This window comes from Companilactobacillus alimentarius DSM 20249, from assembly GCF_002849895.1.
GTDB classification, from domain to species: Bacteria; Bacillota; Bacilli; order Lactobacillales; family Lactobacillaceae; genus Companilactobacillus; species Companilactobacillus alimentarius.
The window spans coordinates 1707641-1733338 of sequence record NZ_CP018867.1; the positions used below are offsets into that span (position 1 = coordinate 1707641).

Sequence of the window (25698 nt, forward strand, 5' to 3'; positions counted from 1 at the left end):
GATATGGAATTTATAACTCTACTTGCATTGATGTTGTTTCTAACATTAGTTGTTAGTCATATTTTTAATAAGCTCAATCTTCCGGCCGTAATTGGTCAATTAATTTTAGGCGTTATCCTTGGTAAAGGTGTCCTAAATATCGTCAAGTACAACAGCGACGTTGATTTATTTGCTGAAATTGGCGTTATCTTATTAATGTTCTTAGCTGGTTTAGAAAGTAATCTAAAGCTCCTCAGAAAACATCTCCTGCCAAGTATTAATGTCGCTATTTTTGGCGTGATTTTACCAGTTGCTCTAACGCTTTTAACAGCAATTCTTTTCGGAATCAATTTAAGAGAAAGTGTCTTCATTTCCGTTGTTTTTGCAGCAACCTCAGTTTCAATTTCTGTTGAAGTTCTCAAAAGCCTCAACTACCTTTCTAGTGCTTCAGGAACCGTCATTTTAGGAGCTGCCGTGGTAGATGATATTTTAGCAATTTCAATTTTAAGTATCATGTCTGGTACCTTAACAGGTGATTTTTCAGCCAGAAAATTGATTTTACTATTAGGACTTTGGATCCTCTTCGGCATCTTGGTTGTTGTTTTGCATAAATGGGTCGTGCCACAATTGATGCATTTATCCGAATATGTTGAAGCAACTCATGCCACAACGATTTTTGCTCTAGTCATCTGTTTCGTGATGGCTTATATCGCTGATGAAGTGCAACTAGATGCTGTTCTAGGTGCCTTCGTAGCCGGTATCGCTGTTTCTAATTCTGAATACTATAACGAAAAAATCAGTCGAAACATTGAGACTATTGGCTACAGTATCTTCATTCCCATTTTCTTTATTAGTATTGGATTGAACTTGGAATTCAGCAGTTTTATTCAAGACTTTTGGTTAATTCTCTTATTTACAGTTACCGGAATTATTGGAAAACTGATTGGAGCTGGATTCGGTGCTCGAATTTCCGGATTCGACCTCAAGGATTCATACGTGATCGGTTCAGGGATGATTTCACGTGGTGAAATGGCTTTGATTATTGCTCAGATAGGCTTTGGTGCCAAATTATTATCCGAAGAATATTATTCCGCGGTAATCATTAGTGTCATCCTCATTACAATCATTTCGCCATTCTTTCTCAAGCATTCCATTAGCAAGAATCCCTTATAGCTTATAGTTACCACTAAATTACAGTACGAGATATAATGATAACGTAAACATTTAATTTTATGATAGAAGGAGAAGGTTTAATTATGGCACACATTTTAGTACTAGGCGCTGGCTATGGTGGCTTGAGAGCTGCCCGTGACTTAGCCAAAAGCACTCCCGCAGGAACACAAATTGATTTAATTGATAAAAGTGATAAGCATGTTGAAAAAACAGCTTTGCATACTATTGCAGCCGGAACTAACAGACCTGATGCAGTAAGTTTTGAGATCCGTTCAGTCTTACCTTCAAATGTTAACTTCATCAAGGCAACTGTTTCAAAACTAGATTTAGACAACAAGACAGTTGAGTTCTCTGACCACGAAGCAATCAAATATGATTACATTGTTGTTTCTCTTGGCTTTCGTTCCGAAGACTTCGGGCTTGAAGGTGCAAGTGAAAATGCCTTAATCCTTCAAGATCTAGAAACAGCTAAAAATATCTATAAGAAAATCAACGAACATATCGCTAATTACAAAGAATCCCAAGATCCTAAAGATTTAAGTATCATTGTTTGTGGTGCTGGATTTACTGGAGTTGAAATCCTTGGTGAATTAGTCGATACAGTCAAGATCCTCAAAGCTAAATATGACGTTCCAGAAATTAAAGTAACTTGCCTAGAGATGGCAACAAGAATTCTACCAATGTTTGATGAGAATCTTGCTAGTTATGCGGTTGAATATCTAGACAAGAATGGCATTAATCTTTTGACTGGTGCCAAGATCAAGAAAATTGAAAAACAAGCTGTCGTTTATATGGACGGTGACACCGAAAAACGTGTCGAAGGAAGTACAATTCTTTGGACCGTTGGTGTCAGTGGTAGTGATGTTATCAAGAGTTCTGGTATTGATGCCAAGAGAAATCGTGTCATGACGACTCAATTCCTTAACCTTGAAGCTCACCCAGAAGCTTACTTTATTGGTGATGATTCAGCTATTATTCCTAAAGGCGAAAAACGTCCTTATCCAACGACTGGCCAATTGGCAACTGCCGAAGGAGCTGGAGCTGCATTCAATATTGCCGCAGCCTTAAACGGCAAGGATTTGAAGCCATTCGTTTATAAATCAATGGGTACTGTCGCATCCTTAGGTCAAAATCACGGAATTGCTGAAATTACTGGCAAGAATCTTAAATTCAAAGGCTCAGTAGCTTCTCTATTGAAGCACCTTTCAGCTGATCGTGGAATCATGGAAATTGCTGGTTTGAAGACAGCGATTAGAAAAGGAACTATTTAAAAAATAATATTTAAAATGTTCACATAAAAATGAGTTCGGTAATCATATGTTGATTATCGAACTCATTTTTTATGTGCGAACCCACGCACCCCATGAGGTTCATCAGTAAATAATTTCATCACTTCCATTAGCTTTTACCTGTATTGTAGAAAAAACAAACGTATGTTCTCTAAAGCTGTTAGAAAGCTGATTAAAATTAGTCGAAAGTTAGTTATAGTCATGCTATAATGTAGATAGAAAAAGGAAGTCCTGCTGGAACAGGGCTTCCCGTGTAGAGCCGCTTAAGACGGTGGCAAAGTTTAATAATAGATTAAATAATTCGTTAGCCCTGCCAAAAGCTAAGACGGATTATTTTTTTTGCTGACTTTTGATCAGCTCAACAATTAATGCGATTAAGGCTACGATAAACGTACCGAAAGCCAGCATTAATTGTAAAGCGTCCGCAACGGACACTTAGGCTACTCCTTTCGTTAGGATTTATGGGCTTTAAAGGTTTAACACCATAGCACCACCTCCGATCGGAAATAGCCACCGCCTTAACTTCTCTACTTGATCCATTATACAGGGAATACAATTGTTTTAGAAACATATTTTTAAGCAATGGGTTAAGGCAGAAGGTCTATTCGAAGGATCAACTATACTAGGTATAGCTTTGGATAATCCGCAGAATGTTATGGAAATTGCCGATTTGAAGACAGCGATTAGAAAAGGAACTATTTAAAAAATAATATTTAAAATGTTCACATAAAAATGAGTTCGGTAATCATATGTTGATTATCGAACTCATTTTTTACGTCCCTATTTTTTGATTTAAAAAACGCCTAATAATATACTTACCAATGAATAAACCCAAGAGGTGTTAATCATGGCAATTAAAAAGAATCAAATTTGTGCGATTTGTGGAAATCGTTTTACACTTACGGAAGGACTATTTCTAAGGGATTTAAGTGATCTCTTACAAGAACAAGTTTTAAAAACAAATAGTTATGCGAAAGAGTCATCCTTTATCTGCTTGAAAGATCTACAGAAATTACGCATTTCCAGAATGCAGACGATTATCGACAAAGACCAAGAAATTGATCACCAAATGAGTGATAAATTGAAAAAAGAACTCGCAAAAGATACTTATGTTATCAAAAATATCAACGATACCGTTTATGGCAAAAGAACTAAGGGTCAAAGAATGGCTGATGCTGTGGCTAAATTTGGTGGTAGCTGGGGATTCATCATCACCTTTATCATCATTTTAATAGTATGGATGACGGTCAATATAGTACATCTCTTTGGCATTAATTTTGATCCCTATCCATTTATACTACTGAACTTATTTTTGAGCTGTGTGGCTGCCATACAGGCTCCTATCATTATGATGAGTCAAAATAGACAAGCCGATCGGGATCGCTTTGATTCTGAAAACGATTATCGCACAAATACTAAATCAGAAATGGAAATTAGAATCCTCCATGAAAAATTAGATCAACTAAACGAAGTTCAATGGCCCCATATCTTGGATATTCAAAAGATGCAAATTGAAGTTTTAAGTGAAATCGAAAATGAAATTCAATCCTTAAAAGCTGAGAACAAGCCTAAAAGAGAGCGTAATACTAGACACCCTCACAGTAAGGAATGAAACAAAAGCGCAGTGCATTATATCTTCAAAAGATTAATGCATTGCGCTTTTGTTTTTACTTAATAATTCTTTTCACACCGACATCATTTTTAAATAGTTTACTCAAAATCGTAATAATTATAATAGATAAAACAGATACAAACACAATTGTAAAGATTGTTCCAGTGAACTGTAAGCCTAATAGTTTCAACCCACCACCGTAAAACAAGCCATTCGTTATAACGGTACTATTCACTGATTTGGTGGCAAATAATCCCACTGAAAGTGAACCAATAATTCCGCCGACTCCGTGACATCCAAATATATCTAGATAATCATTCAAATGCAATTTATACTTCAAATAATTCATAAAATAAAAACTACCAATGGCCGTTATTATACCAATAATAAAACTACCAAAAACTGTCACATATCCTGCTCCTGGGGTAATGCCGACTAAGCCACAAATACTCCCCGTACAGATTCCACTAATGCTTACCTTCGATTTAAATATATCTTCCAAAACAACCCAAGTCATCAAAGCCGAACAAGCTGCTACTGTCGTGGTAAAGAATGCGTTGATAGCTTGCGTATTCAATCGTAAAGCACTGCCAGCATTAAACCCATACCAGCCAATCCATAACAAAACCGTACCCATCAAAATCCACATCGAATTCCCCTTTGCCTGTTCGTTGTTGTATTCATAGGGTTTTCGTAAAGTAATTGCTAAAATCATTGCCGTTATTCCTGCATCAATATGAATCACCGTTCCCCCGGCAAAATCTAGTACGCCTAATTTTGCTAAGAAACCGCTGGCTGACCAGACAGTATGTGCTAATGGATAATAAATTAGTAAAGACCAACAAACGACAAATAATATAATAAATTTAATTCTAGCTCGACTAGCCACTGCTCCTAAGAACAATGCTGGCGTCAAAATCGCAAACATCATTTGAAACAGAAGATAAATTGAGTTTGGTAAACCTGTTGTTCCATAAGTAGACGATAAGTCTATACCATTTAGGAATAAATGCTTAAAATTCCCAATTATTCCTAAAAAATTACCTTCAAAAGAAACTGAAAATCCAACTACTATCCACAATAGTCCTGCTAAGCCAAACATCAGAAAGCTATTGAAAAGAATCCGATTAACATCTTTCTGTGGTACGAAACCACTGTAAAATACGGCAATCCCTGGAACCATTATCCAGACCAATATAATTGCAACAATCATAAAATTTAAGTTCATTCTTATCACACTCTTTGTTTTTGATAGTTTTCTCTCTATAGTTTCAGTATTTTAGCCCTATCAATATTTCATGTATACCAATTGCACTTCAATTCGAGTGTTAAAATTTCTAATTACCATTTGAACAATTATAATAAAGTCATAATATAAAAGGATTTGTTTGATTTAAAAGGAGTCAAATAATGATGGGAAAGAAAAAATTATCATTATCTACTTTAGGTATGTTGATTACTCTTGGTATTGTTTACGGCGATATTGGCACCTCGCCACTTTATGTTATGAATGCAATTATTAATGATGCTGGTTCTATAGATCAAGCTAAGCCTGAATACATCCTTGGCAGCGTCTCGTTGATTTTTTGGACCTTAATGCTCATTACTACTATCAAATATGTCTTGATAGCTATGAAAGCTGACAATAATAACGAAGGTGGGATTTTTGCGCTCTACGCCTTAGTACGCTCCAAGGGGAAGTGGTTGATCATACCAGCCTTAATTGGAGGCTCTGCCCTTTTAGCTGATGGAACCCTTACACCGGCAGTGACTGTCACCTCAGCCATTGAGGGCGTCAAAGGACAGCGTTTCGGCCAATTTATTTTTCCTAACGAACAACTAATTGTCTTAATTATCGTGACGATTATTCTATTAGTAGTTTTTATTATTCAAAAATTTGGTACCGAAAGAATTGGTCGCTCATTTGGACCTATCATGCTGATTTGGTTTAGCTTTATCGGCATTGCTGGATTATTGAATCTTCTTAATGATCCTAATGTGTTATTGGCAATTTCACCCGTCTACGCTTTAAAAGTTTTATTCAGTCCGGTAAATAAGGTTGGTATTTTCATTCTAGGCAGCGTCTTTTTGGCAACCACTGGTGCTGAAGCCTTATATTCTGATATGGGACAAGTTGGTAAGCATAATATCTACGCTACTTGGCCATTCGTTTATGCAATGCTTATGTTGAATTACTTTGGTCAAGCTGCTTGGGTCATTAACAATTATCAAAATGAACACTACGCTCACGTTTTCGGTCTTAATCCCTTTTATGAAATGCTACCAGGCAATTTTAAAATTTTTGCCATCGTTATCGCTACATTAGCCGCTATCATCGCCTCGCAAGCCTTGATAACCGGATCTTTTACTCTAGTTGAGGAAGCCATCGGTCTCAAAATATTGCCACGTTTAAGAGTTAAATTTCCAGGTAAATTTGAAAGCCAGCTTTACATTGGCACTATCAACTGGCTATTATGCGTTATAACGGTTAGTGTAGTTTGGGGCTTTGGCACTTCCGAGCATATGGAAGCCGCTTATGGACTGGCGATCACCTTAACCATGCTAATGACAACCATTCTCTTGCATCAATTTTTAATTATGAAAAAACACCGCTACTTTGCTAATATTTTTATGATCCTATTCTTAGCTTTGGAAGGTTTATTCCTATTGTCCAGTCTAATTAAATTCATTCATGGCGGTTACATCACCGTTATCATAACTATGGCAATCCTCTTTGTAATGATTATTTGGTACTTTGGCAATAAGCGCCGTGATGCTTATCTAGCTGAAAGTGAAAATGTTTCATTGCTTGACTATATTTCACAATTGGAAAAATTAAGTGCCGACTCTACTATTCCTACTTACGCCACTAACTTAGTCTATATGGTCAAATTAGGTGAGGATTATACTATTAAACGTTCCATCATCTATTCAATTTTGGACCAAGACCCCAAACGTGCTAAAGTTTATTGGTTCATTACCGTTAATCAGACCAGCGCACCTTACGAATGCAACTATACTATCGACATGATGCATACCAGAAATGTCGTAAATGTTCATTTAAATCTTGGTTTCAAGAAATCCCAACACGTTAATATTTACATTAGACAAATCATCAATTCTTTAATTACTAATCACGTTATTGATGATCAAACTCCAACGTATTCAATGGTTCAAAAACGTCATGTTGGCTCTTTCAAATTCATTATTCAAAATCAACAATTTCAAGACCTTGGCGCTCAGGAACAGATGAATGGCTTTGATCATCTATTAATCGGAGGTAGATTGCTTTTGCAAAGAATAACCATCTCACCTTCGTTATGGTATGGTTTAGAGTTCAGTGATGTTGTCGAAGAAAAGGTTCCACTATTCTTAGGTAATCAAACTGATGAATATTTGACTCAAAAAGAAATTAAAAACGACGTTAAGAAATAATCATAACGCCGTTACAGTAAAAATGAATTTGCAGTATAAATGCGGAACATAACATAACCTTTTGCGTCTAAAAAATGGACCAAGGTAATCAAAGTATGATTGCCTTGGTCCATTTGCCTTGTTGCTCGAAAACTGGCTATATTATGATTTCGTCAACTACCACTGACTAAAGTCAGTGGCTTGTAGGTAATACATAAACTTTCTATCTACCAGCTACAATTTGCATAGATACAGCTTTGCGTACCGTCACTTGACGAATACGTCTTACATGCTAATTACCAATGCCTTTTTAGTCCGCAAGTTGCCAAACGGACTTATTATTTACTGAGTTATGGTTAGTAGACCCTTGTTCAGTATATTTATAGCTGCATTATGATCTCTGCTATGGTGAGTTTTACATACTGGACAATCCCATTGTCTATCAGATAAAGTCAATTTATTGTCACCACTCATGACGTGTCCACACGTGGAACACGTCTGGGTGGTGTTTTTTGGATTGATTGCTATAAATGTCTTACCGTATAAATCAGCTTTATAAGTTAACATTGACAAAAAAGTTCTCCATCCAACGTCAGAGATTGACATCGCTAAAGCATGATTTTTTAATAAATTAGAACTTCTCAATTCTTCAGCTACTACTAAATCGTGGTTATTGATGAGTGTAGTAGATAATTTATTCAAGAAGTTGTGACGTTGATTTTTAATCTTAGTACGTAATTGGGACACTAGTAGTCTTTGTTTCTGATAGTTTTTTGAAGTCCTAAGTTTTCTCTTTTCAGCCTTGGCACGAGTGCCTCGTCTAGATAGTATTCGTTGTTCTTTAGCTAATCTCTTTTTGACTCTTCGATAAAATCTCGGATTACTAAAGACAATATTGTTACTAGTAGTTAAGAAATTCTCAGTATTCAAATCAATTCCGATACTTGTCCCAGTTTTAATCTTTTCTGGGACAAATGGAGTATCAGAGCCTAATTGAAACGAAACAAAGTATCTGTTACAAGCATCCTTACTAACAGTGACGGTACCGATTCTTATGTCTGTCTTATGATCAAATATCCTTTTATGTTGTCCCTTTATTCTAAGTTTGCCAAGCTTTGGTATTTGAACGTGTTTGTTATCCAATAATCTAACTGAGCCGGAATAAATATTCATTTTAGATTTTTTATGATACTGGCAATTGGTCTGATATTTCTCAAAATATCCCTTCTTACGAAATTTTGGAACACCAGCTTTATGGACCTCTCGAAACATTTGCCAGGCCTTCAAATAATTTTGAACGGCATTAGCCTTAGCTAAACTATCAATTCTTTTGTCTTCCATATATTGGTAATGATTGGCTAATTCACGGATCTTTTTACGTCTTTTCAATTCAGCAATACGTGTTTGAACTATCTTTATTGGCAGTCCAATTTTGCTTAGATGATAGACTTTTTTATCTATTTCAACTAATTTATTATAAATGGTTCGACTGATATTAGAATTTAATTTTATTAATTCCTTTTGCTTATAACTTGGGTAAATACGTACTTTAATTCCATAGTGATATTCAAGTTCAGACATTGACTTCAAATCATTCACCACCTTTGTGGCATAAGTATACCAGAACGTACGTTCTGGTAGCAACAAAAAGGACAAAAAAGATGGCTATCCATCCCCCGACTAAAGTCAGGGGATTTCCGCCAATTCTTTATTAAACTACTTGAGCTCCTAAACAATTTTTGAAATGGTCCAAAGCCCACTCATGTCCCGGTTGATTAAAAGAAGCGACTCCATTTTCATGGACGACAATTTTATAATTCAAATTGTAAGCATCAATTGCCGTATGCAGCACGCAGATATCTGTACAGACGCCTACCAAATGCAACGTATCAACATTTCTTTCTCTTAAGCGCAGATCCAAATCAGTTCCTGCAAAGGCACTGTAACGCGTCTTATCGAATAATTTAACTTGCTCGCCATCGTTATATTTTTCGAACCAAGTCTTTATACTGCCATATAATTCTCGTCCCCAAGTGTTTCGCACATTGTGCGTTGGAAAAAGTTTACTTTCAGGGTGATAAGGATCATTTTTCTTATGCACGTCCGTTGGAAACCAGATCCAATCATTATTTTGATACATTTTTTCAGCCAAATCATAAATTGAACTTTCAATCTCTTGGCCCGGCTTGCCGCAAGTCAAAGCACCCTTGTCAGCAACAAAATCGTTCGTGTAATCAATAATCAGTAAAGCTTGGTGTGAAGACATAGTATTTCCTGCTTTCTTCGTCAAATTTGTTTACAATTTGATTATTCAAAATTACTTTTGTGAAGTCAATTAATTCGACTAACCATAATCATTGATTCCCCGCAATCATGGTATAATTTCTCTAATCAATGGATTAGGGGCCTTAATATATGCATAAAAATTATCGTGAACCCATTAAAGTAAAATATCTTATTATTTCTATTATTGGTGTGATTATTTTTGCTACGGTTCTATCGTTCTTCACTTTAAAGACACCCACTCAAACGACCACATCACAATCAAAGGTTAATTACGTTAAGATCAAGCGTGGTCTTGACCACCAATTTAATAGCAATGGAGATGTCGCTCAAATCAAGCAAGAGGACAATATTCACGACAAAAATGGTAAAAATCCTCATACAGTTATTATTGTTAAATTAACTGACAAACAGACTCAAAAATACATCAAAACTACTTATGAAGCCGTACGAAACAATAAAGCTACTAATGATCAAAAACTCTATATTGCTTCGATTCAACATATCATCGCTACTCAAGCCAAGAAGTTGAAAAACAATAATGACGTTATCCAATTCGTCTATAAAGATGGCAAAAATTACGTCTTAGTTGCTAGTTCGCAAAAACATCGTAACCTAATTCCTTTAGTCAAAACTAATTAACCTTGTAAAAAATTATCACCAAAAAGGGGTCAGTCTAGTAACCACGTTCATAGTTACTACACTGGCCCTTTTATATTCACACGAAAGTATCCGCTTATTCTACTTCTGTTTTAGTAGTAGTTTCATCAAACTCAATGATTTTTTCAGCTATTTCTTGAGGTTTTTCCAACATTGCTAAATGTCCGGCACCCTTGATATCTTCTACTGTCAAATCAGGTACACGACCAATCGTAGCTTTGGCATCCTTAATACCCTTTTCACCCAAAATTTGATCACCTTCAGCAAACATGGCTAAAGTAGGAATTTTGATAGCACGAAGACGTTTGTTCAAGAATTTCTCGCCTAAATAAAGTGAAGACATCTTTTGCAATTTCTTCGCTACTTTGTGATCGACCATATTGGCTGCCTCATCAACAATCTTGTGATCTTTCAAGGATTTACGATCAAAATCTTTATCAAAGTACATGCCAGCTTTAACTGGTGACTTAGCTAACTTTCCCAATAGTGGAATATTTGCTACAGCAGACGATGCGTCCATATCTGCATATTTATCAGTTGCTGGTGTGTTTATGAGGATTAATTTTGATATAGTAAAGCCGCGGAGTTCTGCCATATTAACTGCAACTAGTCCACCTACCCCGTAACCGACAATAATTAACTGATTAATTATTTTCCAACGAGCGATGGCTTCCAACATATTCCAAGCCTCTGAATCAATCGTATAGTGATCGCTCTTTGATTTGCTAGACTTACCTTGTCCCAACAAATCCAGTGCAATGACGGTATATTTATCTTTTAAATAGGGAATCATTTCATTGAAATAGTCGATTGAACCATTGATTCCGGGAATCAAAACGACAATCTTTTCACTGTCAATTGGACCGACTAAGTTTGTATTTACGTTACCTTCGGATGTAGATAATATTTTTTCCAAATTATTCTGCCTCTTTAGTTTTTATCTCTTACATAAAAAATATACCTAATTTATGAAGATTTTGCATTGATTACTACAAATTTAACTTATTTTCTATTTAATTAATCTATTTTATTGACAATCCACTAAAAATGCATTAGATTGGACTAGACCAGATAAATAGAGATGGGAGATTTTAATGATGAATATAATTAAAGTTAATGATACACAAATGGGTGGTAAGGAAGCTTTTAAGATTGTTAAAGCTGATATGGAAAATGGTATCAAAGTACTCGGACTTGCTACTGGTAGTAGTCCCATCACGCTTTACAAAGAAATGACAAATAGTGACCTTGATTTCTCCAATATGACTTCTGTTAACTTGGACGAATACGTTGGTCTAAAGCCTGATAACGAACAAAGTTATCACTATTTCATGAAGGAACATTTATTCAGCAAAAAACCTTTCAAGAATTCATACGTTCCTGATGGTTCAAATCCTGATGCCGAAGCTGCTACAAAAGCATATGACAAGATCATCGAAGAAAATCCTATCGACCTTCAAATCTTAGGTATCGGTAGAAATGGTCATATCGGTTTCAACGAACCCGGTTCACCACTTGACGGTACAACTAGAAAAGTTAGTCTAACTGAATCAACAATCGAAGCTAACACACGTTTCTTCGAAGATGAAAAAGACGTTCCTCGTTTTGCTTACTCAATGGGTATCGGTTCAATCATGAAAGCTAAGAAGATTATTCTTCTAGCCTATGGTGAAGCTAAAGCTGATGCTATTGCCGCAACTGTTAATGGGCCTGTTACAACGGATTGCCCAGCCAGCGCTTTACAAAATCATCCCGATGTTACTCTTATCGTCGATGATGCTGCAGCATCAAAACTAAATTAAAATATTTTTAAACACATAAGAAAGACCAGCACAGCAATCAGTTCAGATTGTTATACTGGTCCTTTTTTTATTAAAAAAATTGTATTCTACAAATTGTCTACGATTTCTGAAACGATTTGTTCTGGCGTCAATTTAAATTCATGCCATAATTCAGCTGTAGTTTCACGATCATTGAATCGTTTAGCAGCACCAAAATTCAACACATGCATAGCCGAATTATTATAAAAACGACTAACTTTTTCACCGAAGCCGCCACTTAAACTAGCTTCTTCTAGTGTGACTACTAATTGATGGTTCTTCTCTAAGTCACTCAAAGTTTCCTGATCGAGTTTTGAAATATCGCGTGGGTCAATCACCGTGGCATCAAGATCTTGTTTACTCAACTGTTGTTGGACTTCTTCAGCTAGTGGCAAGAGACTACCAACGCCTAAGAGAGCAACTTTTTTGCCAGAGTGTAAGACATTCATCTTGTGAGCATCAAAATCGGTTAACTTAGCAGAATGAACCTCATTGCTTGGAACTCTGATAGCAACTGGACCAATATTTTGGTGTAAAGCCCAATGCATCATTTCCGATAATTCTTCCTTAGTCGTTGGAGCTAAGTAAGTCAATCCAGGAATATTGCTCAACATCGCAATATCAAAAATTCCTTGATGAGTAGGGTCGCCTGCACTGATACTACCGCCTGAAACCATGATTGTTACCGGCAATTTATTAATTCCCAAGTCATGTGAAAGTTGATCATAGGCTCTTTGCAAGAACGTTCCTGATTGAAAGACAATTGGACGTAGTCCTTGTTTAGCTTGACCGGCTGCTAAAGTGATGGATTCTTGTTCAGCAATACCCACATCAAAGTAACGTTCTGGATATTTTTTACCAAATCGCTTCAAATCATATGAGCCAGGAATGGCTGCCGTGATTGCCGTGATTGGTGTCTTCTCTGCCATTTCTTTAGCCAATTGTTCATGAATAACATCAGTATAAGTTTCGCCTGTCGTTGGATGAAGAGTTTTTCCGGTCTTCAAATCGAAGGGAACATGCCAATGGAAAGCCTCTTTATTCGTAATAGCTGGTTGATACCCGTGACCCTTTTGCGTATGAACGTGTAATACGATTGGGTGATCGATATCTTTCACTGCTTTGAACGCCTCTAACATTGTTTCCATGTCATTACCGTTCTCAACGTAACGATAATCTAAGCCCATGGCTTTGAATAAATTGTTAGGACTTTGACCGTTGGTCTCGCGCAGATCCTTGAGTCCTTCATAGATACCGCCGTGATCTTCAGCAATGGCCATTTCGTTATCATTAACTAAAATAATCAAATTAGAATCTAGTGTAGAAGCAATGTTCAATCCTTCCAAAGCTAGACCACCTGACAGAGAACCGTCTCCGATAACAGCCATAACGTTGCCTGCTTTATTCAAAAGATCACGAGCACTTGCCATACCAGTGGCTAAAGCAATTGACGTAGAAGTGTGTCCGATATTGAAATAATCATGTGGACTTTCTTCTGGAGCAGTATAACCGCTGACATCATCGAAGTGCTCTGGGCTCAACCAGGCATTCTTACGACCAGTCAGAATCTTGTGGGTATAGGATTGATGTGAAACATCCCAAACGACTTTATCAATTGGTGAATTGAAGATTGTGTGAAAGGCAATCGTCAATTCGACTACGCCTAAATTGGGACCAACGTGTCCGCCAGTTTGACTGACTTTGTTCAATAAAACATCGCGAATTTCAGCAGCTAATTTTGTCAATTCCTCTAAATTGAGTTTCTTTAAATCAGCTGGCTGATCAATTGTATTTAAAATTGGTGTTTCCATATATTAATATTCCTCTCTAACATGAATAACTAAATATAGATTTATATTAATACATCAAGTTAACTTTAGGTCAAGAATTTTATAAATTATATTGACAAGATATCAAACAAACCAGTAATCTATGTAGATGTGTTTATGTGATATAGGTGGTTTATATGATAGAAAAATTATTTAAAAAAGCAGATTATAAGAAGTTTGTTGCCGACGATGCTCACTTTGAAAAAGTTTTGACACGTGGCAACTTAATCTCCATGGGAATTGGAGCCATTATTGGAACTGGAATCTTCATTCTCCCCGGTATTGTAGCTTATGGGACCGCTGGTCCGGCAATTACCATTTCATTTATTCTTGCGGCAGTCGTCTGTGTTATGACGGCGATGTGCTTTGCGGAATTATCATCAACTTTTCCAGTTGCTGGTAGTACTTATTCATATGGAAGTATTATCTTTGGACAATTTCCCGGTTGGTTGATTGGTTGGGCGTTATGTTTGGAATACGTCTTAGGCGTTTCAGCTGTATCCTCAGGCTTTTCAGCCTACTTTGTCAGTCTCTTTAAGGGATTAGGCATCGCTTTACCTAAGGCTTTAACCGGACCCTTAGAACCAAGCAATGGTACCTTTGTCAATCTTCCCGCTATTATCGTTCTTGTTTTGATTTATTTATTGCTCAGAAGAGGAGTTTCAGCCTCCGCTCGAATGAATACCGTTATGGTCTTCGTAAAGATTGCTGTCGTTTTGGCATTTATTATTATTGGATTATTTTACATTAAGCCAACTAATTACCATCCTTATTTTCCTAAAGGTGGCATGGGAGTTGTCAAAGGAGCGGCATTAGTCTTCTTTGCCTATTTGGGCTTTGACGTTATTCCTTCATCCGCACCAGAAGTTAAAGATCCGCAAAAGAACATTCCTATCAGTATCATGAGTTCTTTAGCCATCTGTGCCTTTTTGTACGTCATTCTTTCAGCTGTATTAACAGGTATGGTCAGTTACAAACACCTTAACGTTTCCGATCCAGTCGTTTTTGCTTTACAACGAGTAGGACTAAATAAAGTGACCTTCCTAATCAGTATTGGTGCCTTAGCAGGAATGTTTACTATGATGTTAAATACTGTTTATGGTGGTTCCCGTTTAATCTACGCCCTTGGACGTGATGGGATGATTCCTAGTTCATTTGGAAAAATCGACTCTAAAGCCAAAATGCCACTACTGTCACTCAGCACTATTACTACTTTGGCAGTTATCTTAGGTGGCTTTGTTTCATTAAATGAATTAACCAGTTTAGTTAATATTGGAACTTTGATCTCCTTTGTCTTCGTAGCACTTGGCATTATTAAATTACGCCATCGACCAGACGTTCCCAACAGTGAATTCAAAGTACCCTTCTACCCTTGGTTACCAATTATTTCAGCAATATCCTGCCTTATCCTTATGACGCAAGTCAGCATCAACTCCTGGATTGCTTTTATCTTTTGGATTTTGATTGGAGTAGTAATTTACTTTGCTTATGGCTATAAAAAGAACGACTAAAAAATGCTATAAAACACATTGAAGTGTTTTATAGCATTTTTGGGTTCTTATTTTTTTATAAAATGAAAAATCACTAATTGACATATAGCAATAATCAAAAAAACAATAGATATAATGGCAATATTTATTAATTTTGTAGAGTAATTTTGTATTGCTCCGGTCGCATCTACCTGCCTAAAACATAGAAAAAGTGTAGTAACAATATATAATAAAATCCAAAAGACATTAATTAACCACCATATCTTTATTTTCCTCATATTTAACTTATTCAGCAAAGTAAGGTTCAATAATTTTCAATTTCCTATTATCCAAATCCACTCTAGCTTTCAGGCCATATGGCAAAGCAGTTCGAGGATAAGCATGACCAAAGTTCAGATTAGTCATCAATGGCGTCTTAGTATCCTCTGTCTCTTCTTTTAAGATTTGGCAGTATTCATCATAATGAACCTCGTTTTGTGGCTTACCAGTGATAATAGCTACGACTGCTTGCAAGATTCCTTTGGATTTCAACTTCTTCAACATCCCACAATATTCTTCTGGCGTAGGCTTCTCTTCACTAGTTTCCAAGAATAAGATTTTACCCTCAAACTCTTTGGCATCAGGAATCAAATGATATTTTTCATTAATCTTCGGTTCATCGTTATAACGCTTATCGGTCAGCAAGCTATTGAGACTATCTAGACAACCACCCAATAGTTGACCTTCAACAATTCCCGATCCACGTTGAACTTGATATCCTTTAGTTTCTGGATGACTAACACGAGGCGTATCTAAGGCTGCCTTTGAAAAATCTGTCCGTTCTTCGTACCAGACAGGGCTACTTGAAATTTCTGTAGTAGCTGGATTTTGAAAATAATGTTTCAAAGTCTTTTTAGTATATGGAAGTAATTCAGTGTCTAATTCGGCTAAATCATTGATAACATTAGGACCGTAATAAGTTGTTAATCCTAATTGGTACAACATTAAATGATTAACGGTCGTATCCGAAAAACCAGTAAACAATTTAGGATGTTGTTGTACATTTTTAACAAATTCTGGATCATTTAACAAATAAGGTGCCAAGCGATATGTATCTTCCCCACCGATCGCACAAAAGATTCCTTTAATCTGATTATCTGCAAAAGCCTGCTTCAAATCATCTGCACGTTTTTCGGGATGATTTTTTATGAACTCGATTCCTTTCAAACTATTAGGCATAAATTCTGGAATTAAACCTAATTCTTCAATCCGTTTCCTACCCTGATTCAATTCATGTTTGGCAAACTCTTCCCCCAACACGCCCGCGGAAAGACTGACAATTGCAACATGATCTCCTTTTTTTAAAGCTTGTGGTTTAATCATTAAAAATCCCCCCTCTTAACAAATACTTTCTTTTCAAGAATAATACGCCTGCTACCAAAATAATAATAGGCATTAGTGTAATTGGGAAAAATAGCGCAATAAAAACTCCTGCAACAATTGGTGACAACAATTCACTCATAAGTGTCGTTGCCAAGACAGCTACTACTAGTAAAGTATCAAAATTTGGCAAAAGTGTTGCAACCCCAAAACCAGCCGTCATTGTAGCAAAAGTGATCGGGAAAATATCCCCACCACGCCAATTAAAGGTTAAACACCAAGCTAGAAAAATCAATTTCAAAAGTGCCATTAAAAATAAAAACGTTGCCGATTGATTACTCCAAGCTCCAATCAATAAATGCAAACTATGTTGACCAGAGAATAATAAATTAGGCTCCAAATATGAAATAACGATGATTCCTATGGCTCCCAAAGTAATTCTCACAGCTAAATTTAAGTTCAATCGTTGAATAGATTTTTCAAATAAATAATTTAATTTTTTCAAAATCATCCCAATAATGATCCCTACAATCATTAAGAGCGGTACAATCCACAATTCGCTTAACTGCCAATGCGAATGCCCTAATTTCATAATGAACGAAGGCTGATCAGTTTGTTTAATCAATAGAACAAATGCCAACAAACCGTTAATAGAGAAAACTATGTAGAGTAATTTTTTCCATTTCAAAAATTTCGGTGTCTTAGGAGCAATTCTCCCATCATACCTCTGACGATATTTAAAGGGATTCAAGAGATGTTTTACTGATGTCCCCAGCGATAATTGTTTTAGTTCATCATATTGGAAGTAAAAGTAACGTAAATTATCAGCCTGCCAAATTGACAGTGAAATAATAGCACTCAACAGTGCTGCTTCAGGACCAACACCACTTCCAAAACTCAATATAACCAGGGTAACCAACAGGTTCAAGAAAACATCTTGGTAATCAATCGTTTGATTTTGCCTTAATTCCTTTATTGAATCTTTTGAGGTCTTAGGAAGATTCGGCCAACGTTTTAACAAAAAATACAATATAAAACTACCAACAATGATTAAAAACGTTTGAAAAACATAACTATTACTGAGCCAAATGACTTTAGTCATAAAGCCCTCAATAACTAAAAAGGCTGCCGCAATAAGACCAATAATAGCACTCAATATTAATCCATAACCGACGAATAGAACTTTTTTGATAGCCACCACCCACTCTCATAAATTAAGAAAATTATAGCATTGAAATTTAGATAAAAAAAAGAAGCCCTGCATGTCTGCAGAACTCCTTGAGTGGTAAGTGCGGTGTGATTTTCCAAACGTTTGCACGCCAACCTCTTGCCCTTACCTCGGTTTGGCACCAAGATGTAGTATCGCACGTTCAAACATCCCCGTCAATCTAAATCACATTAAAAGTCGTAACAAAAATTTATTTAATAATCATTAACCAACATATTTTCAAAATAAATAACTAATTTCGATATTACACTTAATTAAATATTTTTACTTTTTTAGCTTGGCAACATAATTAAACCAATAAAAGTGACCAAAACATTTATATCAAATCCTACGTTCCTAAGACATTAGCTGACATTAAAATGAATCCCTAAATAACAATGGCATTTTAAACAGAATCAATTTTTTGTTGAATACATACATCTGAGTAATTAATTTAAAATGATTCTTGACATTCCATACCTCCTTATACATAGTATTATGTATAAGGAGGTATGGAATGAACCCACAAATAAAAAAAGGATTGTTAGATGTTTGTGTTTTAGCAAATCTAGTTGAATCCGAGTCCTACGGATATGCTATTATCAGCAACTTGGAACCAGTAATTGAAATATCCGAATCTACGCTATATCCCATACTCAAACGCTTATTAGCTAAAAATGCAATTACTGTAACTAAACGCATTCACAATAATCGAATTAGAAAATATTACAAAATTACAGAAATTGGTAAAAATGAAATTCGACAATTTTTAAAGAATTGGAATCAAGTAGAAGATATTGTTGATTATATTCGGAGGAAAAACACAAATGCCTAAAGAGAAATTCTTATTAGAACTAAAATTACGATTAAAAAAATATGGAATATCTAATAGTAATCAATATATAAATTATTATTCTGAATATTTAGATGATTTAATTGAAAATGATTACACTGAAGCTGATGCAATTAAGAAAATTGGCGGAGTTAATAACGTATTTCTAGCAATTCTATCCGATAATGATGTTCAAATATCAAATACTAAGAATAAGATTAAAGCTGCGTTATTACTAATGGGAATTCCGGTATGGGGACCCATTGTAGCCGCAGGGTATATCATTTTACTGGCATTAGTATTTGCAGTTATGATTTGTAGTATTGCTTTTTCATTTGCAGGTTTGTGGCTATTATTGGGAAGTCTGATTGTATTATTAAAAACAGGCTTTATAGATTTTCTATTTCAATTGGGAACTGCTTTTATTTTTGGAGGATTAGGTATAGTATTTTGGCAATTATTCGTACTTAGCTCCAAAAAAACTTTTAACTTAGTAAAATTTATATTATTGGGTTTCGGAATTATATTATTAGGAATTCTGATTTGTATAATTGTTTTTGCTGCTTTGGGATTTGACGTCAATACGATAGTTAAAAATTCTGGCAATATTTATTCCCCTATTGGTTGGTCCTCACATTATTAAAAAATCATCAGAACCTAATCTAAAATAGATAAGATAAGAATGAAATCAATTGACGAAAAATTATTATTAGACGAAGGAAAATAAAATATGCTAATTATTTTCTAAATATTTCCAATGTCGTAAAAAATAAATATTGTTTTCAGATATTGCTCGAAAAATGACTAACAATTCTAGGAATCTTATTGAAACAGACGTCCATGGTCAACTACTAATTCTCTTTTTAGTCTGCAAACTACTAAATGGGACTTATTATTTACTGAATTATGTTCAGTAGATTTAATCCTGCGACAAAAATTATTAGAGCTCATAAGATAAACATTTTAAAATAAAAAAGATCCCTCCTATGATCTAGTTAATGAAATATAGAATTCATCAATTAGACATAGAAGGGTTCTTTAAATTCTAATAAAAAATTTAAGCCATTATAATCACTTCTACAAAGTTTTATACAATATGTTTCACATGGAACATATTGTACAAAGACATATGTTTGCCACTATATATTGTGGTTAATTTCAAGCTACTATTTTTTAATCGTTTTGACCAAATCATAACAAAGTTTATGACTAAGAATGGCTGACTCAGGGCTAACAGGATTTTCTCCACCGTTATCTACTGCTTCAAGAAAGGCTCGAATAATTGGATCAAATCCTCTTGTCACCAAAGTATTTTCCCAATCTGGACGAGAAGCTTGTGTCACGCCACCAGTTTGATAGGTCTGTAAAAGATTCAAGTTAGTAACTACTTGACGTGTCTTTAATCCTTGAACGGTTGTCTGTTCCAAATTACTGCCACCAACCATATTAGTAATAATTTGAACCTGACTCTTTTTTCCTTGTAAAGTAATGTATCCTTGCTCCAAATTACCATCCCTTGTTACCAAGAAATTATTAAATGTTTCAATGGGCTCATCCATTAAATAAACTGCTGTATCAACTGAATGGATCATCAAATCAAAGATAGCATACCCTACAGGCTGCAACGCATCTTCCCGGATCTTCTCGGAAACGATAGTTCGCTTATCTGAAATCTGCTTTAATTCTTGGTCGAATGGTGCAAAGCGACGATTAAAACCGCAAGTTAATAGCAAGTTATTTTTAGCAGCCAAAGTATACAGCTCTTTTACCTCTGCTAAATTTTCCGAAATTGGTTTATCAACGTAGACATTGATCTTGGAGTTCAACAGACGCTTGATAATTTCATAGTGCGTTTTTGTTGGTGTGTGAACAAAGACTGCCAACGGCTTTTCAGCAATTAATTCATCTAAAGTCTGATGGAAGTGTTTAAAACCATATTTTTGTTCTAACATCTCACCCTTTGCTTCATTTCTAGTAGTTAAATGCCATTCATATTGGTCTTGCAAAGTAGCCATGACTGGCAAATAAGCTTTTTGTGCAATATTCCCTAATCCGATCACGCCAATTTTTTTCATTATTTCACTCCTTAATTACGATTAAACAGTTGTAAATGCTTCTTGAGATACTGACCAGTTATACTATTAGAATTATTTGCAACCTCTTTGGGTGTACCTGTTGCAATAATTTTACCACCATTGATCCCACCTTCAGGACCTAAGTCATTAATATAATCAGCATTACTGATAATATCCAAATCGTGCTCAATTACAATGATTGTCGCATGCTTCTTAAGTAATTTATTGAACACATCAAGTAGAACACCTACATCTTTAGGATGCAGTCCCACACTAGGTTCATCAAAAATAAATAATTGATCCTTTTGACTCCGCTTCATGTAAGTGACCAATTTCAACCGTTGAGCTTCACCACCGGACAAGGTTGGGGTACTTTCTCCTAACTTCAAATAACTCAAGCCAATACTTATCAAAACGTCTAAGGTATTTTTGATCCGTGGCTCGTCTTGGAAAAATTCAGCAGCTTCTTTAACTGACATGTCTAAAATTTCAGCAATATTTTTCCCGTGCCAAGTAATATCTAAAATTTCCTTCTTATAACGATTGCCATGGCAGACTGGACAGGTTTGAACCATATCTGGCAAGTATTGAATATCCAAAGTTATGACGCCTGTTCCTCCACAATTTGGGCAAGCACCTTGCTTATTGTTATATGAGAAATAAGTTGGCGTAAATTTCTTAGCTTTAGCTACATCCGTTTGCGCAAAAATCTTTCTGAGATGGTCTAAGATTTTGGTATACGTCCCCACTGTCGAACGAACATTCTTACCAATTGGCACTGAATCTACGGTGACAATGTTCTTAATTCCGGCACTATCAACAGCTTTAACAAATTTTGGTAAAGGTTCATTCGCTATTTGGTCACGCATAGCCGGCAACAAACTATCAAAAATCAATGTCGTTTTACCAGAACCAGACATCCCTGAAACAATATTAAGCGACTCTTTACTGAATTTAGCCGTTAAATCATGAATGTTATAACGATCGCCAATTTCGACACTAATACTTCCCTTTTGAAAAGGCTTTATCTGTTGATGCTTAATAATATCCGCTTTCCCCACTAAATAAGGTTGAATTACTGAATCCTTATTCTGCTTAATTTCATCAACTGTGCCTTGAGTGATTACTCGACCACCATCTTCACCAGAATCAGGCCCAATCTCAATCACATAATCGGCTGCGGCAATGATACTAGTATCATGATCGACTACAATTAAGGAATTTCCTAATTGAACTAATTCTCGTAATATTTTAATCAAGCCCGCTACATTAGCCGCATGTAATCCTACACTTGGTTCATCTAAAACGTAGAGTACTCCGGTCATTTGATTTCTAATAGTTCGAGCCAACTGAATTCTTTGTAATTCACCTGTAGATAAGGTATTTCCCGCACGTGAAATGGATAAATAGTTAAGTCCCAAATCAACAATGGGTGACAGTAAATCCAATAATTCATTAGTCAAGTTTTTTCCTAAGGACTTCATATCTTCTGGCAACCAAGCCATAATTTTTTGGCAGAAGTCATGTAGTTCAGAAATGGTAAACTGACTGACTTGGGCAATGTTCTTTCCTACTAATTCGTTTGAAAACAATTTAGGATTGAACCGGCTTCCGTGACAAGCTGGACAAATTTTTTCGGAATAAAATCTTTCCAAGCGAGCTAATGTGTTCTCATTTTTGGTACTCTTCAAACTATTCTTAACTGCCATAACTGCATTTTCATACAAGGCATTTAATCTAAATGAGCGTCCAGTCTTTGTCGGTACAAGAATCTCTTTCTTTTGTTCCTTACCGTTAACGACGATCTCTTTTTCCTCAGCTGTTAAATCTTTAAATGGAATATTAGTTCTGACGCCTAGTTCTCTGATGATTTCTTTTTGCAGAGTCCGCCCGGGCAAATTCCATGAACGAATGGCACCTTCATCAATTGTCAAAGTCTTATCGGGGATAATCTTGTCGATTTCAATTTCTTTCAAAAAGCCGGTACCCTGACATGTTGGACAAGCTCCATCTGAATTAAAGGCGAAATCTTCCGCACTAAAGGCCATGAATTTAACTCCGCAAACTGGACAGGTCATCATTCCCATAGCCTCATCAGAAGTCGGTAGATCCATTACTTCAGATATCTTCAAAGTTGGATCAAGTCGATGTCCATTAGGACATTTTACAGAAGCCAAGCGAGAAAACATCAAACGTAAAATATTCAGACTTTCTGTCATTGTCCCCACTGTCGAGCGAACACCTGGAACCGTCGGACGTTGACGCAGAGCGATAGTTGAAGGTAGATTCTTGATATTCTTAACATCGGAACGCCCCATTTGAGTGATTCTTCTTCTAGTGTAAGTAGACAATGCATTAAGATACTTTCTAGCTCCCTCGGCATAGATTGTATCCATTGCCAATGAGGATTTCCCAGAACCTGAGACACCCGTAATTGCCACAAATGAATTCAATGGTATATCAACGTTAATATTCTTGAGATTATTAGCGTTGGCTCCAATGACCTCAATATCATCTGGTATGTAATTTTTATGTCTAATCGTCATAGTTTCTCCCTTCCATTAATAATTTGATTATAACATTGAGAGAAACTTTTCTAATTGTTCTAGTCCTCTGGTTTATAACGGCAAGATTTCTTTATTTATCAATCGATAAATTTGGGCGGAAATTTTTTTTAAAAGAAAAGGGTACGTGTCGCTTGCGACACTTACCCTTTATATATATTTAGCAATTTTCATTTCATTGCATAACGTTATAACGATCAGTTGCTGGCAGGAACTTTAGCAATCTTTCCTTGTTCGATATATACACTCAAGATACCGATATCAGCCGGATTAACCCCACTGATACGACTTGCTTGAGCAATCGTTTCTGGATTGATCTTGCTTAATTTTTGAACGGCTTCTGTAGCTAAACTATCAACCTTTGTGTAGTCAAGACGAGCGGGAATCTTTTTAGATTCCATCTTCTTTAGACGTTCAATTTGAAATTCTTCTTTTTTAATGTAGCCTGCATACTTAGTAGCAATTTCTACTTGTTCAGCAACTCGATTATCAACTGGAAAATCAGCTTCACCGACTATATCAATAATATCTTGATAATGTACTTCTGGTCTTCTTAAGAAGTGATCAGCTAAGATTCCATCCTTCAATGGCTTAAGATTATGAGCCTTCAAAAATGGTAAAGCCATCTTAGGAGTGATCATCTTACGTGAGAGGCGATCTAATTCCATTTTGATAGTTTGACGCTTTTCTTTAAAGGCGTTATAACGGTCATCACTGATTAAACCTAAGGCATAGCCCTTGTCAGTCAAACGAAGGTCAGCATTGTCATGACGCAATATCAAACGATATTCAGCACGACTAGTCAACAAACGATATGGTTCGTTAGTTCCCTTAGTTACAAGGTCATCAATCAAAACTCCGATATAAGCTTCGTTACGGTGCAAGATGAATGGATCTTTTCCTTGGGCACGCAAAGCAGCATTGATACCAGCCATAATTCCTTGACCAGCAGCTTCTTCATAACCAGATGTTCCATTCATTTGACCTGCAGTAAAGAGGTTTTTGACAACCTTTGTTTCAAGATTTAACTTCAATTGCCATGGTTCGATAACATCGTATTCAATGGCATATCCTGGACGCATCAATTTAGCTTTTTGCAATCCAGCAACTGAATGAAGCATCTTCAATTGAATTTCCTCGGGCATAGACGTTGAGAAATCTCCAACATAATACTCTTGTGTATCTTTACCTTCTGGCTCCAAGAAGATTTGATGTCTTGGCTTATCAGCGAAACGAACAATCTTATCTTCGATTGATGGGCAATATCTTGGTCCAACACCCTTGATAACTCCTGAGAACATTGGAGCTCGGTTGAGATTATCACGAATAATCTTGTGTGTATCAGCATTGGTATAAGTCATCCAACAAGAGATCTGGTGTTGTAAGTAACTTGAATCTGGTGTTTCAAATGAGAAATGATTAGGTTCTTTATCTCCGGGTTGTTCGATTGTTTGATCAAAATCAATTGTATCTTTGTTAACACGTGGAGGTGTTCCAGTCTTAAATCTCGTTAATTTGAAACCATGCTTCTCTAAATCTTCAGATAGCTTGATTGAAGGAATACTGTTGTTAGGACCTGATGAATAAGTCAATTCACCAATAATGATCTTACCTCTGGATGATGTACCAGCCGTCAAAACAACGCTCTTAGCGTGATATCTAGCCCCAGTAGCTGTAACGATACCTTTGCAGACACCATCTTCCACAATCAATTTTTCAGCAATACCTTGACGAAGAGTCAAATTAGGCTCTTTTTCCAAAGTATTCTTCATTTCACGATGATACATATTCTTATCGGCTTGGGCCCGAAGCGCTCTAACGGCAGGTCCTTTACCTGTATTAAGCATTCTCATTTGAATGTATGTCTTGTCGATATTGCGGCCCATTTCGCCACCTAAAGCATCGATTTCTCTAACAACGATTCCCTTAGCCGGTCCACCGACTGAAGGATTACATGGCATGAAAGCTACCATATCCAAATTGATAGTAATTAATAATGTTTTTTCACCCATCCGAGCAGCAGCCAAAGCAGCTTCTGAACCCGCATGTCCGGCGCCTACAACGATAACGTCATAAGTCTCTGAATCAAACTCTTTTACTTCCATCTATCTT

At 36.1% G+C, this 25698-nt stretch carries 21 protein-coding genes; 9 read left to right on the top strand and 12 right to left on the bottom strand.

What is annotated here, in order from left to right; all coding sequences use genetic code 11:
- Positions 1–3 precede the first annotated feature (3 nt).
- On the top strand, positions 4–1152 hold the full coding sequence (locus LA20249_RS08185; RefSeq protein ID WP_057737488.1) for a cation:proton antiporter: 1149 nt from the start codon (positions 4–6) through the stop codon (positions 1150–1152).
- A gap of 83 nt (positions 1153–1235) precedes the next feature.
- Entirely contained in the window at positions 1236–2423 is a 1188-nt protein-coding gene (locus tag LA20249_RS08190) for an NAD(P)/FAD-dependent oxidoreductase (protein ID WP_057737491.1), read from the top strand.
- Between the two features lie 348 nt (positions 2424–2771).
- Here the strand turns inward: LA20249_RS08190 and LA20249_RS12035 are convergent, their stop codons facing one another.
- Entirely contained in the window at positions 2772–2849 is a 78-nt protein-coding gene (locus tag LA20249_RS12035; protein ID WP_076661461.1) for a putative holin-like toxin, read from the bottom strand.
- Positions 2850–3288: 439 nt separating this feature from the next.
- Here LA20249_RS12035 and LA20249_RS08205 point away from each other — a divergent pair, with 439 nt between their 5' ends.
- Positions 3289–4053, top strand: coding sequence for a DUF1003 domain-containing protein (locus LA20249_RS08205; RefSeq protein WP_057738909.1), 765 nt, complete (start codon positions 3289–3291; stop codon positions 4051–4053).
- A gap of 55 nt (positions 4054–4108) precedes the next feature.
- On the opposite strand, the gene LA20249_RS08210 is transcribed toward LA20249_RS08205, so the two are convergent.
- Entirely contained in the window at positions 4109–5281 is a 1173-nt protein-coding gene (locus tag LA20249_RS08210) for an ammonium transporter (RefSeq protein WP_057738911.1), read from the bottom strand.
- A gap of 185 nt (positions 5282–5466) precedes the next feature.
- Between LA20249_RS08210 and LA20249_RS08215 the strand changes: the two genes are divergently transcribed.
- A complete protein-coding gene (locus LA20249_RS08215; protein ID WP_057738913.1) occupies positions 5467–7488 on the top strand; it encodes a KUP/HAK/KT family potassium transporter in 2022 nt (673 codons plus the stop codon).
- Between the two features lie 321 nt (positions 7489–7809).
- On the opposite strand, the gene LA20249_RS08220 is transcribed toward LA20249_RS08215, so the two are convergent.
- Both LA20249_RS08220 and LA20249_RS08225 read right to left on the bottom strand, forming a co-directional pair.
- Positions 7810–9057 (bottom strand): RNA-guided endonuclease InsQ/TnpB family protein, encoded by a 1248-nt coding sequence (locus LA20249_RS08220; RefSeq protein ID WP_101836893.1) that lies wholly within the window; start codon positions 9055–9057, stop codon positions 7810–7812.
- 121 nt (positions 9058–9178) lie between these two features.
- Positions 9179–9733, bottom strand: coding sequence for a cysteine hydrolase family protein (locus LA20249_RS08225; RefSeq protein WP_057738903.1), 555 nt, complete (start codon positions 9731–9733; stop codon positions 9179–9181).
- Between the two features lie 149 nt (positions 9734–9882).
- Between LA20249_RS08225 and LA20249_RS08230 the strand changes: the two genes are divergently transcribed.
- Positions 9883–10392 carry a hypothetical protein gene (locus LA20249_RS08230; protein ID WP_057738901.1) on the top strand — a complete coding sequence of 170 codons (510 nt, stop codon included), beginning with the start codon at positions 9883–9885 and terminating at the stop codon, positions 10390–10392.
- Between the two features lie 94 nt (positions 10393–10486).
- Here LA20249_RS08230 and LA20249_RS08235 read toward each other — a convergent pair whose 3' ends face one another.
- Positions 10487–11326 carry an alpha/beta fold hydrolase gene (locus LA20249_RS08235; RefSeq protein ID WP_057738899.1) on the bottom strand — a complete coding sequence of 280 codons (840 nt, stop codon included), beginning with the start codon at positions 11324–11326 and terminating at the stop codon, positions 10487–10489.
- Positions 11327–11507: 181 nt separating this feature from the next.
- Between LA20249_RS08235 and LA20249_RS08240 the strand changes: the two genes are divergently transcribed.
- Positions 11508–12212: a glucosamine-6-phosphate deaminase gene (locus LA20249_RS08240; protein ID WP_057738898.1), complete on the top strand. Its 705-nt coding sequence runs from the start codon at positions 11508–11510 to the stop codon at positions 12210–12212.
- A gap of 86 nt (positions 12213–12298) precedes the next feature.
- Here the strand turns inward: LA20249_RS08240 and LA20249_RS08245 are convergent, their stop codons facing one another.
- The gene (locus tag LA20249_RS08245) at positions 12299–14041 is read right to left on the bottom strand and encodes a 1-deoxy-D-xylulose-5-phosphate synthase (RefSeq protein ID WP_057738896.1); all 1743 of its coding nucleotides are present in this window, start codon (positions 14039–14041) and stop codon (positions 12299–12301) included.
- A 155-nt stretch (positions 14042–14196) separates the two neighbouring features.
- Here LA20249_RS08245 and LA20249_RS08250 point away from each other — a divergent pair, with 155 nt between their 5' ends.
- A complete protein-coding gene (locus LA20249_RS08250; RefSeq protein WP_057738894.1) occupies positions 14197–15570 on the top strand; it encodes an APC family permease in 1374 nt (457 codons plus the stop codon).
- Positions 15571–15617: 47 nt separating this feature from the next.
- On the opposite strand, the gene LA20249_RS12085 is transcribed toward LA20249_RS08250, so the two are convergent.
- Genes LA20249_RS12085 through LA20249_RS08265 form a run of 3 tightly spaced genes read right to left on the bottom strand, consistent with a single transcriptional unit; the run spans position 15618 to position 18106 of the window.
- The gene (locus LA20249_RS12085; protein WP_057738907.1) at positions 15618–15827 is read right to left on the bottom strand and encodes a DUF3923 family protein; all 210 of its coding nucleotides are present in this window, start codon (positions 15825–15827) and stop codon (positions 15618–15620) included.
- Positions 15828–15834: 7 nt separating this feature from the next.
- Entirely contained in the window at positions 15835–16911 is a 1077-nt protein-coding gene (locus LA20249_RS08260; protein WP_057738892.1) for a S66 family peptidase, read from the bottom strand.
- On the bottom strand, positions 16904–18106 hold the full coding sequence (locus LA20249_RS08265) for a chloride channel protein (RefSeq protein WP_057738890.1): 1203 nt from the start codon (positions 18104–18106) through the stop codon (positions 16904–16906). The genes LA20249_RS08260 and LA20249_RS08265 overlap by 8 nt, the downstream gene beginning before the upstream one ends.
- A gap of 526 nt (positions 18107–18632) precedes the next feature.
- Between LA20249_RS08265 and LA20249_RS08270 the strand changes: the two genes are divergently transcribed.
- Both LA20249_RS08270 and LA20249_RS08275 read left to right on the top strand, forming a co-directional pair.
- Positions 18633–18950, top strand: coding sequence for a PadR family transcriptional regulator (locus tag LA20249_RS08270; protein ID WP_057738887.1), 318 nt, complete (start codon positions 18633–18635; stop codon positions 18948–18950).
- On the top strand, positions 18943–19590 hold the full coding sequence (locus LA20249_RS08275; RefSeq protein ID WP_057738885.1) for an HAAS domain-containing protein: 648 nt from the start codon (positions 18943–18945) through the stop codon (positions 19588–19590). The genes LA20249_RS08270 and LA20249_RS08275 overlap by 8 nt, the downstream gene beginning before the upstream one ends.
- Before the next feature lie 523 nt (positions 19591–20113).
- Here LA20249_RS08275 and LA20249_RS08280 read toward each other — a convergent pair.
- The 3 genes from LA20249_RS08280 to mnmG all read right to left on the bottom strand — a co-directional run bounded on the left by LA20249_RS08280 (position 20114) and on the right by mnmG (position 25691).
- The gene (locus LA20249_RS08280; RefSeq protein WP_057738883.1) at positions 20114–21022 is read right to left on the bottom strand and encodes a Gfo/Idh/MocA family protein; all 909 of its coding nucleotides are present in this window, start codon (positions 21020–21022) and stop codon (positions 20114–20116) included.
- Positions 21023–21033: 11 nt separating this feature from the next.
- Positions 21034–23568, bottom strand: a complete 2535-nt coding sequence (locus LA20249_RS08285; protein ID WP_057738881.1) for an excinuclease ABC subunit UvrA — start codon at positions 23566–23568, stop codon at positions 21034–21036.
- Positions 23569–23783: 215 nt separating this feature from the next.
- Entirely contained in the window at positions 23784–25691 is a 1908-nt protein-coding gene (gene mnmG, locus LA20249_RS08290) for a tRNA uridine-5-carboxymethylaminomethyl(34) synthesis enzyme MnmG (RefSeq protein ID WP_057738879.1), read from the bottom strand.
- Between the last annotated feature and the right edge of the window lie 7 nt (positions 25692–25698).